The 12084-nt window shown below is 49.2% G+C and carries 8 protein-coding genes and 6 tRNA genes; all 14 read left to right on the forward strand.

All coding sequences use genetic code 11. The features are described from left to right. Window positions 1-10: 10 nt before the first annotated feature. The 14 genes from dnaB (at window position 11) to FGB90_RS07375 (ending at window position 11887) form a co-directional block, all read left to right on the forward strand. Window positions 11-1375 carry a replicative DNA helicase gene (gene dnaB, locus FGB90_RS07310; RefSeq protein WP_138810159.1) on the forward strand — a complete coding sequence of 455 codons (1365 nt, stop codon included), beginning with the start codon at window positions 11-13 and terminating at the stop codon, window positions 1373-1375. Window positions 1376-1628: 253 nt separating this feature from the next. After that, entirely contained in the window at window positions 1629-2915 is a 1287-nt protein-coding gene (locus FGB90_RS07315; protein ID WP_138810161.1) for an adenylosuccinate synthase, read from the forward strand. A gap of 259 nt (window positions 2916-3174) precedes the next feature. Further along, window positions 3175-3250, forward strand: a tRNA-Lys gene (locus FGB90_RS07320). A 13-nt stretch (window positions 3251-3263) separates the two neighbouring features. Next, window positions 3264-3338: transfer RNA gene (locus FGB90_RS07325), tRNA-Glu, on the forward strand. A 126-nt stretch (window positions 3339-3464) separates the two neighbouring features. Beyond that, window positions 3465-3541, forward strand: a tRNA-Met gene (locus tag FGB90_RS07330). 85 nt (window positions 3542-3626) lie between these two features. Beyond that, window positions 3627-3702 (forward strand) — tRNA-Asp (locus FGB90_RS07335). Window positions 3703-3706: 4 nt separating this feature from the next. Further along, a tRNA-Phe gene (locus tag FGB90_RS07340) sits at window positions 3707-3782 on the forward strand. Between the two features lie 11 nt (window positions 3783-3793). Next, window positions 3794-3869: transfer RNA gene (locus FGB90_RS07345), tRNA-Thr, on the forward strand. A gap of 576 nt (window positions 3870-4445) precedes the next feature. Continuing rightward, window positions 4446-5888 (forward strand): M23 family metallopeptidase, encoded by a 1443-nt coding sequence (locus FGB90_RS07350; protein WP_138810163.1) that lies wholly within the window; start codon window positions 4446-4448, stop codon window positions 5886-5888. 492 nt (window positions 5889-6380) lie between these two features. Further along, entirely contained in the window at window positions 6381-7091 is a 711-nt protein-coding gene (gene yycF / locus FGB90_RS07355; protein ID WP_138810165.1) for a response regulator YycF, read from the forward strand. Window positions 7092-7095: 4 nt separating this feature from the next. After that, window positions 7096-8913 carry a cell wall metabolism sensor histidine kinase WalK gene (gene walK / locus FGB90_RS07360; RefSeq protein ID WP_138810167.1) on the forward strand — a complete coding sequence of 606 codons (1818 nt, stop codon included), beginning with the start codon at window positions 7096-7098 and terminating at the stop codon, window positions 8911-8913. Continuing rightward, window positions 8913-10292, forward strand: a complete 1380-nt coding sequence (locus tag FGB90_RS07365; protein WP_138810169.1) for a YycH family regulatory protein — start codon at window positions 8913-8915, stop codon at window positions 10290-10292. The genes walK and FGB90_RS07365 overlap by 1 nt, the downstream gene beginning before the upstream one ends. Then, window positions 10273-11070: a two-component system regulatory protein YycI gene (locus FGB90_RS07370; protein WP_138810170.1), complete on the forward strand. Its 798-nt coding sequence runs from the start codon at window positions 10273-10275 to the stop codon at window positions 11068-11070. Before FGB90_RS07365 ends, FGB90_RS07370 begins: the two co-directional genes overlap by 20 nt. A gap of 16 nt (window positions 11071-11086) precedes the next feature. Further along, on the forward strand, window positions 11087-11887 hold the full coding sequence (locus FGB90_RS07375; RefSeq protein ID WP_138810172.1) for an MBL fold metallo-hydrolase: 801 nt from the start codon (window positions 11087-11089) through the stop codon (window positions 11885-11887). Window positions 11888-12084 lie beyond the last annotated feature (197 nt).

The following is a 12084-nucleotide window of genomic DNA, read 5'->3' on the forward strand; positions in this document are numbered from 1 at the left end:
GGAGTGACGTATGAGCGATTTATTTGCCGACCGCACCCCGCCTCAGAATATCGAAGCCGAACAAGCCGTGCTTGGTGCCATCTTTATTGATGATGAAGCCATTGTCACGGCTTCTGAACGTCTTGTTCCGGACGATTTTTACCGTGCCGCGCACCAGCGGATCTATACCGTCATGCTCGCACTTTCCGAAAAAGGAGAGCCGGTGGACCTCGTCACGTGTACGTCCGAACTGCAAACGAGAAAATGGCTCGAGGAAATTGGCGGTGTGTCGTATTTAAGTGATCTGGCCAACGCAGTTCCTACTGCGGCCAACGTGGAGTACTACAGCCAGATGGTTGAGGAGAAGTCTCTCCTGAGACGCCTGATCCGTGTCGCCACCAACATCGCTGCTGACGGCTACGCGGCAGAAGATGAAGTGGATGCCATCCTGAACGAAGCTGAGAAGACCATTCTCGAAGTTTCACACAAAAAGAATACAAGTGCTTTCAAGGACATTAAGGATGTCCTTGTGGAGGCTTATGATAACATTGAGCATCTGCAGCATCACAGCGGGGAAATTACCGGTGTGCCGACTGGCTTTAACGAGCTGGACCGGATGACTGCCGGATTTCAGCGAAATGACCTGATTATTGTAGCTGCCCGTCCATCCGTAGGTAAGACGGCATTTGCCCTGAATATCAGCCAGAACGTCGCCACCAGGACAGACGAAAACGTGGCGATTTTCAGCCTTGAGATGGGCGCAGAACAGCTGATCATGCGTATGCTCTGTGCTGAGGGAAATATTGATGCCCAGCGTCTCCGGACGGGAAAACTCGACGATGAGGACTGGCAGAAGCTGACGATGGCCATGGGAAGCCTCTCCAAAGCCGGAATCTATATTGATGACACACCTGGTGTAAGAGTGAACGATATCCGGGCCAAGTGCCGGCGCCTTAAGCAGGAAAAAGGGCTCGGCATGATTATGATTGACTACCTTCAGCTCATTCAGGGAGATGCCCGGAGCGGGGAAGGACGACAGCAGGAGGTCAGTGAAATCTCCCGTTCCCTCAAGGGTCTTGCCCGTGAGCTGGAAGTGCCTGTTATCGCTCTTTCCCAGCTGTCCCGTGGAGTGGAATCCCGACAGGACAAACGACCGATGATGAGTGATATCCGTGAATCCGGAAGTATCGAGCAGGACGCCGATATCGTTGCCTTCCTGTACCGGGACGATTATTACGATCAGGAATCCGAAAACAAGGACATCATTGAAATTATTATTGCCAAACAGCGTAACGGTCCGGTGGGAACGGTGGAGCTTGCATTCGTAAAGGAATACAACAAATTCGTAAATCTTGAACGGCGGTATGACGAGGATAATATTCCGCCGGGGGCATAATAAGGACTGCCGTCTTTTCTCCGGAAAGGGCGGTTTTTTCAATGTCCGGGAAAGACTTATCGCAGATGCACATGTTTCGCTCTACCGAGCGTGTCAATTACGAACGAAAAATATGATGTATTTTGAAAATGTTCGTCTTTCAGTTGACCTTCATTAAAACTGCTGATAAACTTACACTGGTTTCATGAAAAAAAGCGTTCAGGGAACGTTATGTAATACATGATAAACGAACGAAAAGCGGAGGTGCTCAACCATGCCATCGGTTGTAGTCGTAGGAACGCAATGGGGAGACGAAGGAAAAGGAAAAATTACGGATTATCTGTCTGAGCAGGCGGAGCTTGTTGCCCGTTATCAGGGAGGAAACAACGCCGGTCACACGATCGTGTTTGATGGTGTTAAATACAAGCTGCATCTGATTCCTTCAGGTATTTTTTACAGTGACAAAACGTGTGTAATTGGTAATGGAATGGTGATTGACCCAAAAGCCATCGTGGAGGAACTTGCCTACCTTCACGATAAGGGCGTGGATACGAGCAACCTGCGGATCAGCAACCGTGCCCACATTATCCTTCCCTACCACCTGAAGCTGGATGCGGTGGAGGAAGAGAGTAAAGGTGCCAACAAAATCGGAACGACGAAAAAGGGAATCGGCCCTGCCTATATGGATAAAGCGGCCCGGACAGGGATCCGTATTGCCGATCTTCTCGATAAGGAATCGTTTGAGGAGAAACTTGAGATCAACCTCCGCGATAAAAATCGTCTTCTGGAGAAAGTCTATGAGACAAATGGTTTTACAAAAGAGGAAATCCTTGAGGAATACTACGAATACGGCCAGCAGATTGCCAAGTATGTAACGGATACGTCTGTGGTTCTAAACGATGCCCTTGATGCAGGGAAACGTGTTCTTTTTGAAGGGGCCCAGGGTGTCATGCTCGATATCGATCAGGGTACATACCCGTTTGTCACCTCTTCAAACCCGATTGCGGGTGGCGTTACGATTGGTTCCGGAGTAGGTCCATCAAAAATCAATCACGTGGTCGGTGTGTCCAAAGCCTACACAACCCGGGTGGGTGACGGCCCGTTTCCAACTGAGCTGTCAGATGAAATTGGAGACCGCATCCGTGACGTAGGAAATGAATACGGTACTACAACAGGGCGTCCCCGCCGTGTAGGATGGTTCGACAGCGTTGTTGTCCGCCACGCACGCAGGGTGAGCGGGATTACCGATCTTTCACTTAACTCCATTGACGTGCTTTCAGGCATTAAAAAGCTGAAGATCTGCGTGGCTTACAAATACAAAGGGGAAATCATCGACGAGTTCCCGGCTTCTCTTAAAGTGCTTGCTGAATGCGAACCGGTTTATGAGGAGCTCGATGGCTGGGATGAGGACATTACCGGTGTCAAATCCCTTCATGAGCTGCCGAAAAACGCACTTTACTACGTAGAGCGTATTTCCCAGCTGACAGGTATTCCACTGAGTGTGTTCTCTGTCGGTCCCGACCGCAGCCAGACGAACCTTGTCAGAGGCGTATTTTCCTAATAAGGATACTTTTTGCGACCCGGTCAGACATGGCCGGGTTGTACTGTTATTTACAGACCCGTTCAGGATTAGCCTGTCTGCATTCCGGGTATGAAATTTTTATACACCTGCAGATCAGGAAGTAATGCCTTGATTTTCATGCAGGGATCCGTTATGGTTATTAAGGAAATAGAAACCTTTCAGTTTTTCAAAAAAAGTTTCAAAAAGGTATTGCAAATGTATTCTAACGGTGATATTATATTCCTTGTCGCCAAGAGATGAGCCATTAGCTCAGTTGGTAGAGCATCTGACTTTTAATCAGAGGGTCGAAGGTTCGAGTCCTTCATGGCTCACCATTTTCATCTTTTTGGCCCGTTGGTCAAGTGGTTAAGACACCGCCCTTTCACGGCGGTAACACGGGTTCGAATCCCGTACGGGTCACCATTTTAATTTACACTTGCTTTTCCAGAAAGCATGAGGTATAATTATCTTTGTTGCTTCACATACTGTAGAGGTAACGGTGGTTTGCACGACATCATTGAATAGCATCGTCCGTATGCTATGTAACGGCGCGGGATGGAGCAGTCTGGTAGCTCGTCGGGCTCATAACCCGAAGGTCGGAGGTTCAAATCCTCCTCCCGCAACCAATTAATTTAAAATGACGCGCCTGTTATTTTTTTTGCAAAAAACTGGACAGGCACTCGTTTAATAGAATATGAATTTACATAGTATGGTCCCGTGGTGTAGCGGTTAACATGCCTGCCTGTCACGCAGGAGATCGCCGGTTCGATCCCGGTCGGGACCGCCAGTGTGGCTCGATAGCTCAGTCGGTAGAGCAGAGGACTGAAAATCCTCGTGTCGGCGGTTCGATTCCGTCTCGAGCCACCATTTTTTTATACGCTGGCCTAGCTCAATTGGTAGAGCAACTGACTTGTAATCAGTAGGTTGGGGGTTCAAGTCCTCTGGCCAGCACCATACATAAAGACAAACTGTTCTTCGAAAAGAAGGACAGTTTTTTTATTTAGCTTTTTTCGTAAAGATTGTTGCTATTGGTATTAATTATTAAGAGCGAAAGGCCGCGACTCCAGAGGGAAAAGCAACAGCCGAAGACCCTGCAGGGACGAGCGTTTACATCGTGAGTTCGCTTCGAGCTGCTTCGACGCAGACGCTTCGGTGCGTTTCGGGGAGAGGAAGAAGCACGATAACCTCTCTGTTGGCTGAGGTACTGCCCCGCGGCAAGCGTCGGTCTGCAGCGTAGAAAAACAACAATCTTTCAGAAAACAGCCTTTTATTTACACCGGACTTACTGGACTGTATTGCAGCCAGCACGGTGCCCCGGAAATTCTCCCCCAGTTCTGCCCCCGGCCCTCTCCCACTTATAGATTCATCACCGATAAACATGGCAGAAGGTACCACGATTACTACAATTGCATTACAAAGTGCCTGCCCTCCACACGCCTTCTTTTTCCTATGGTAAGATAGCCGCGGTATGAAATAGGACAATAGAACCATTTAGCAATACAGCCATATTTATGCAGCAGGAGGAACAGTATGCAGAAAAAAACTTCACGATATAAAAGCAGTAACCGTGTCATGTTGGCAGCAGCACTTTTATTCACCGCTGTTTTGTTCAGGAGTGCGGATACCGGTGTGAGCGCCTACCACGATGATAGCCTGGAGGACGATCAGAACGAAGGAATTCAGACGATTTATCACGTAAATTACGGTGATGAGCGCATCGGCTTCACGGATAATCAGGAAGCGGTGGAGAAACTGATTGCCGATAAGTTTGAGGAAGCAGAGGAAGAGTACGAAGATCTCTCTTTAACTACATATAAGGACATTGACATTATACCGGAACGGGTATTCCAGGTGCGGACGCTGAACCAGGTGACACTGGAAAAGCTGGAGGACGAAATTCACATAAAAGCTGAAGCCGTAAAAGTGTCAGTGGACGGGGAAAAAGTGGGATTTGCGGATGTGGGAGACGACCCTTCCGATGTAAAACGAGCCGTTCTTTCAACTATCGCCGATGAAGAAGCGGTGGATGCTTATCTGGAAGGGGAGCATGAAACCGGCTCCGGGAGTACGACACTTGAGAAGGTCAGGTTCTCAGGGGACATCGAAACAGAGCGGGTCCTTGCTGACCCCCGGGATGTACTGGATGAAGAGGAGCTTGCAGACTTACTGATGACAGGTGCTGCAGAAGAAGTGGAATACGAAGTTCAGGAAGGGGATGTGCCCGGCAGGATCGCGAGTACCCATGAGGTGTCCCTGGCCAGCCTCATCAAACTGAACGACAGTCTTGAAGATGAGGATTCATTCATTCACAAGGGGCAGAAGCTCACTCTGGAAGAACCAGGGCCTCTGCTGGAAGTGGAAGTTGAAATGCTTGTAAAAGAAACGTCCGAGATTCCCTTTGACACAGAAACCAAAGAAGACAGCTCCTTAACGGAAGGCACAACCGAAGTGGAACAGGCCGGAACTGAAGGAGAAAAAGTGGAAGAAAAAAGAATTGTTATTGTGAACGGAGAAGAAGTGGAATCTGAAACACTGGATGAAGAGACCCTTACGGAGCCGGAAAAGCGGATTGTGCTGGAAGGAACCGCTTCGCCGAACAGTGGCAGTCTCGAGTGGCCGGCAGTGGGAGGTTACATCTCAAGCCACAAAGGAATGCGCTGGGGCCGAATGCACAAAGGCATAGATATAGCCCGGCCGTCCAGTCACGAAATTAAAGCAGCCCATGGGGGTACCGTGGAGTCTGCCGGGTATGAGAACGGATACGGCAATACGGTACGGATTAAAGACGGGAGCGGGATGGAAACTGTCTATGCCCACCTGGAAAGCATCGATGTAAATACCGGTCAGTCCGTTTCCAGAGGGGAGGAAATCGGTATTATGGGTGAGACAGGTACAGCTACCGGTGTGCACCTCCATTTTGAAGTCTATGAAAATGGAGATCTGAAGGATCCGATGGATTACCTGGACTATTAATTTATGAACAGAAGAAATGTACAAGTCGCTTTTTCCCTTTCCGGGGAAGGGCGGCTTTTTTATGGAAAAAGGTCCTGAATTACCAGTGTTGTGCAGTTTTATCCCTGATTCCAACTGTGATAGAATAGAAGAAGGTACGTGTAAACTAGTGCCTGCACAATACAGATTTACACAGAATAGACAAGTATGCGCCCGGAAGGACCGCATGGCATGCATATTTTCCATAAACTGTTTTCGGATGAATTGCTGCTTTCCACAAAATAATCTATGGAGCGGAAAGCGTCCGCCTGCAGCGGAACAAAACAGCAGTCTATCCGAAGAGAGCTTTTCCATAAAATTCGACGAAGTGTAACATCTGCAGCCGACCCGGAGATACAGCCGGGAAAAGCGGGGGGTAAGGTGTGAAGCATTGAGCCTCTGAAAGATATTTTCATAGTTGATGATGTAACGCCGTGACACAGACACACTCTTAAACGGAAGCTGGTGGAGTAAATGGATAAACAGAAAATTCTTGTTGTAGATGATGAACAGCCGATTGCGGATATTCTGCAGTTCGGGCTTGAAAAAGACGGTTTTGAGGTTATTTGCGCTTATGATGGCAACGAGGCGGTTGAGAAGGTAAAGGAACATGTTCCCGACCTCATTCTTCTCGATATTATGCTTCCTTATCAGGACGGTATGGAGGTATGCAGGGAAGTGAGAAAGACATACGATATGCCGATTATCATGCTGACAGCGAAAGATTCCGAGATTGATAAGGTACTTGGTCTGGAACTTGGAGCTGATGATTATGTTACAAAGCCGTTCAGTACGAGAGAGCTTATTGCCCGGGTGAAGGCAAACCTTCGCCGAAACCAGAAATCCGCTGATCCGGCACAGGATTCCAAGGATATTCAGGTGGGACCTCTCCTCGTTCAGCCCGATGCGTATCTCGTAACGAAACGAGGAGAACCGGTTGAACTGACGCACAGGGAATTTGAGCTTGTTCATTACCTTGCCAAGCATCTGGGGCAGGTTATGACAAGAGAGCATCTGCTTCAGGCTGTCTGGGGCTACGATTATTTTGGAGACGTGCGCACGGTTGACGTAACGGTCCGCCGTCTGCGTGAAAAAGTGGAGGATAATCCGAGCCACCCGGTGTGGATTGTGACACGTCGCGGAGTAGGTTATTATCTTCGCAACGCATCCGACCAGGAGAGTTGATTGAATGAAAAACATCCGCTTTTACAAGTCAATACACGTAAAAAATGTCATTATTTATGTGCTGTTGATTTTAATCGCGATGCAGGTGATCGGCGTATATTTTACTCAGCAGCTTGAAGATACGATGGTGAATAATCACGTTGACGTGCTGGATGAACGTGCCGAGCTGCTTCGCTACAATGTACAGCAGGAAATGCTGGCAGACAGGGGAGAGGAAGATCCCGAGCTTTCCGAGGGAATAGGTGAAGTCCTTACCGCCCTGGTTGATATTGAAAATGCAAAAGCCCGTGTCGTGGACGTAAACAATACGATTATCGGCGTTTCCGATCACACGGAAAATGAGCTGGTTGGCCAGCGCACAACAGATGTTTATATAAACCGGACTTTTATCGGGATCGAAGAGTCGCTGCCGATGGTGGATGAACAGACAAACGAACGTGTCCGCGTGATTACAAAGCGTGTGAATGATGAAGAAGGAGAAACGATCGGGGCTTTGTATGTAGAGGCGTCGATGGAAGGCATCCATGCCCAGGTGCAGCAGATCAACCAGATTTTCATGACCGGCGCAGCTATTGCCCTTGCCATTACAGCTATTCTCGGTGTTCTTCTCTCCCAGACGATCACCCGGCCGATCGCTGACATGCGCAAGCAGACAAAAGCGATGGGGAAAGGGGATTTCACCCGGAGCGTAACGGTGTACGGTACAGACGAGATCGGCGAGCTTGCCCGTGCCTTTAACGACCTGACGATTAAACTGCAGGACGCCAACGCCACGACAGAAGGGGAGAGACGGAAACTTTCCTCCGTCCTGACGCACATGACAGACGGGGTTGTGGCCACAGACAAAGAAGGTCACGTCATTCTGATGAACCGCCGGGCAGAGGAAATGCTGGAGCGCAGCCAGAGCGAAACCCTTGGAGAAAAACTTACGGAATTGCTGAATCTGAGCGGATCAGTGAAGCTGAATGACCTGTACGGCTACAGCGATTCAATTCTTCTGGATCTGGACTGGCTCGAGCAGGAAGCTTTTCTTGAAGCTCATTTCTCCGTTATTACAAAGGAGAATGGTGAACAGAACGGTCTGATTGCCGTCCTTCATGATGTAACAGAGCAGGAAAAAATTGAACAGGAACGCCGGGAGTTCGTAGCAAACGTCTCCCACGAACTCCGAACGCCGCTTACGTCGATGAAAAGCTATCTGGAAGCACTGGCGGACGGCGCTCTGGATACGGATGTGGCACCGCGGTTTATAAAAGTCACCCAGACTGAAACAGAACGGATGATCCGGCTTGTAAATGATCTGCTGCAGCTGTCCAAGATGGACAGTAAGGACTACCAGATGACGATGAACTCCATGAATCTGACATCATTTGTGGACCAGGTGATCGACCGCTTTGAAATGTCCACAAAAAATCAGGCGATTACGTTTAAGAGAAAAATACCCGATGAACCGCTGTTTGTTTACGGAGACCGCGACAAACTTACCCAGCTTCTTGACAATATCGTCTCCAATGCAGTGAAGTATTCGCCCCAGGGCGGAACGATTACCTGCAATATCAAAGAAGAGAAAGGCCGCGTCATTATAAGCGTTCAGGATGAAGGTGTCGGTATACCGAAAGACAGTATACCGCATGTATTTGACCGCTTTTACCGGGTGGATAAGGCAAGAACCCGGAGTCTCGGGGGAACAGGGCTTGGTCTTGCCATTGCAAGGGAAATCATCGAGGCTCACGGAGGAAACATCTGGGTCAGCAGTGACTGGGGCAAAGGTACAAAAATGTCCTTCAGCCTGCCCGTCCCTGAGGAGGCTAAAGAAGCATAATGATCATTGAGCATATTAAAACAGCATGCCTCTGGGTTCTGATTCTGAGCAGTATAGGACTTACCTTCTCCATCTGGACATACCAGCCGGAGTACACCACTCTTGGCACATCGGACCCGGTGGAACTTCCTGAGATCGGCGAAGAGCAGAGTCAGGCGGAAATTATGCTTCCAAAAAGCATAACTGTTCACCAGGGCACAGAGCGCTACTGGATGGAGCCGGGACAGGAGCGCTACACCAGCCTGTTTAATGCACTGAGGGAAATTTCCTTCGGCCAGCCGGCTGCCGAATCACGGGCGAACATTCCATCTATATACAGCCATGAACAAGCCGTTGAATATCGTTTCTCAAGCCCGATGCCAGCGGGGCTCATGGAAGAGCTGTTTGATTTTGAGCTTGAAGAAGATGAAACCTTTTCTCTTGAAAATGTGGACCGGATCCACCTTTCCGTTGACAGTGGAAACGAGTTTGAGTCTGATGTTGTGGCAAGGTTTGTCTCTTCGGAGGATGAGGAGGTGCTAAAGGCGGAGACAGGTCTCTCGGAGTCTGCCTTCAGTGCCCTGTATGAAAGTGAAGAGGATGCGTTGCATCTGGCAGAAGCGATCGAGTTTGGCAGTATTAACAGAGGAGAGTACACCTACCTCCCTGTTGATCCGACAGGGCTTGAGAGGTTCACTGTTACGGCGGATACCGATGTGAATGGTGAGGATTTCAAGGAGTTCCTCTTTAACGATCTTTCCACCGTACTGCTGTACCGGCGGGGGGAGTACCAGGACGGAAACCGTTTCCTCTCCATTTCCGACGAGGGGAGGATTGGCATTATGAGATTTGAACATCCTTCCTCGGGAGAGGCCGGTGAGAGCAGGAGAAGTATGACTGCGGACAGCCTGAACTTTCTCAACAGCCACGGCGGATTTACCAATCATTTTTATCTCGACTCCGTAACGGAGTACTTTAACCGTGAGCGAGCAGTTTACCGTCTGGCAATGAACGAGATGCCGGTACTTGGCGGTACATCAGATGAGTCGCTTTACTACACGAAAATTGTTGAAAGGTCCGGCGATCAGATTTCCCGGTATGACCGTTCTCTTTTCAGGCTGGAGGAAGACAGTTATGAGGGCGGGGATGCCGTTCAGCTCCCATCTCTTGATGAGGTTCAGGAATTCCTCGACAACGCGGAAGGAATGTCAGAGCGGGAAGTGACGGATATCCGGATCGGCTATCATATGGACAGCGACACCGCCGCGCTTATTATCTTCAGTCCGGAATGGTTTATTGAGTATAACAACCAGTGGAGGATGCTCGGTGATCTTAAGGAAGAAGAGGAAGAAGACCAGGAGTCCGGAGGTGAATCGGAAGATGGACTGGAGCAGAGCTAAGACAATACTGATTATTACGTTTCTCTGTCTGAACGCGTTTCTCATTTTTCAGCTGATTGAAAAAAGAAATGTTAATCACATGAGCGTGATGGCTCAGGACGACCATTCCTTTCAGCAGCAGCTTGGGCACCGCAATATTGAACTCCAGCTCGATGATCCTGAAGTGAACGTGGAAAGCCGCTACATCAGCGGTAACGGACAACAATTCGGGGACGAACAGCAGCAGGCGATCACAGAGGAACTGGATGATCAGACTGTGGAATTCAGAAGAAACGGACAGCTGATTGAGTCAGAACTCGATGAGCCCTATGAGCTTACTGGTCTGGATACAGCACTCAGCGCAGAAGCCTTCATGTCCGATTACCTCTACATGGGAGACGAATACGAATTTGCCTCCTATGAGGATAACGAGGAGGGGGGAGGCGTCATCAGGGCCTACCAGACGTTTGAAGGTGAAACGCTCCGCTATCGTGATCATGAAGCACATGTGGTTCTTGAGCTGAATGATGATGGTCTGATAACAGGATACAGGCAGCGTTATATGAATTTTTCACCGCAGGTTGCTCCTGAGCTCATTACCCCGATTGAAGCGGTGAGAGTGGTTGTGACCGAATACGGAATTGTTGATGCTGTAATAGATGAGGCGGAACTTGGCCATTACAATATTACGCCCGCGAACATGGATGCACCGGAATATTATGCGCCGATGTGGAGGATTTCTGTTGATGGGGATTACTTTTATGTAAATGCCCACAACAGCGAAGTATGGACAGATTAACTGGAGTGACAGCAATATGAGCCTAAAATTCAGCGTGCTGGCGAGCGGCAGTACGGGAAATGCGATCTACGTGGAAACAGCGGGTCAGAAAGTGCTTATCGATGCGGGGCTGAGCGGCAAAAAGATGGATGAACTGTTCGCGAAGAACGGTCTTGATCCGTCCTCGCTCGATGCACTTCTCATTTCCCACGAGCACAGTGATCACATTAAAGGCGCCGGGATTTTCGCCCGGCGCTACAATCTGCCCATCTATGCAAACGAAAAGACGTGGAAGGCGATGGACAGCGCTCTGGGAACACTGACCACAGACCAGAAGTTCCACTTTGAAGTGGAGGAAACAAGGACGTTTGGTGATATGGATGTCCAGTCGTTCGGCGTCTCACATGATGCAGCGGAGCCTATGTTCTATACGTTTACCCATGGAGGACGCAAACTGTCTGTTATTACAGACACCGGGTACGTAAGCGGGCGCATGAAGGGCATTGTGGGAGAAGCGGATGCCTACGTATTCGAATCAAACCATGATATGGACATGCTCCGGATGGGGCGTTATCCGTGGAGTGTCAAACGGCGTATCCTGAGTGATGTGGGCCACGTATCCAATGAAGATGCAGCCCATGCCATGGCTGACCTCCTGGATACAAACGATAAAGCGGCAAACATCTACCTGGCTCACCTGAGCAAGGATAACAATATGAAAGACCTTGCCCGTATGACAGTGGAACAGACGCTGGCTTCCAGGGGGTACGAAACCGGCGGCAGCCTGAAGCTTTATGATACTGACCCGTCTGTGCCGACCCCGCTCACTAAAGTGTAGAACAGATATTGGACTCTCCCGGAACGTCTGACGGTTCCGGGGGAGTTTTTCTGTCTATTAACGGCTTAATTCACAGGTTCATAGTTGACTAAAAAACAGCTGAAAAGGGCATTGTATAGGGGGAGGAGGGTATATGGAAAATTATCGAAAACGAGTAATTTAAATAGACGGAAGAGCCCGGTTTTTTTATAATATAA

Source organism: Alteribacter natronophilus (assembly GCF_006007885.1).
Taxonomy (GTDB): domain Bacteria; phylum Bacillota; class Bacilli; order Bacillales; family Salisediminibacteriaceae; genus Alteribacter; species Alteribacter natronophilus.

Excerpts from the sequence above, each read along its gene's own strand:
- FGB90_RS07315 (WP_138810161.1), top strand. The coding sequence starts at position 1,629 with ATGCCATCGGTTGTAGTCGTAGGAACGCAATGGGGAGACGAAGGAAAA.
- FGB90_RS07375 (WP_138810172.1), top strand. The coding sequence starts at position 11,087 with ATGAGCCTAAAATTCAGCGTGCTGGCGAGCGGCAGTACGGGAAATGCG.
- FGB90_RS07365 (WP_138810169.1), top strand. The coding sequence starts at position 8,913 with ATGATCATTGAGCATATTAAAACAGCATGCCTCTGGGTTCTGATTCTG.
- dnaB (WP_138810159.1), top strand. The coding sequence starts at position 11 with ATGAGCGATTTATTTGCCGACCGCACCCCGCCTCAGAATATCGAAGCC.
- yycF (WP_138810165.1), top strand. The coding sequence starts at position 6,381 with ATGGATAAACAGAAAATTCTTGTTGTAGATGATGAACAGCCGATTGCG.
- FGB90_RS07370 (WP_138810170.1), top strand. The coding sequence starts at position 10,273 with ATGGACTGGAGCAGAGCTAAGACAATACTGATTATTACGTTTCTCTGT.
- FGB90_RS07350 (WP_138810163.1), top strand. The coding sequence starts at position 4,446 with ATGCAGAAAAAAACTTCACGATATAAAAGCAGTAACCGTGTCATGTTG.
- walK (WP_138810167.1), top strand. The coding sequence starts at position 7,096 with ATGAAAAACATCCGCTTTTACAAGTCAATACACGTAAAAAATGTCATT.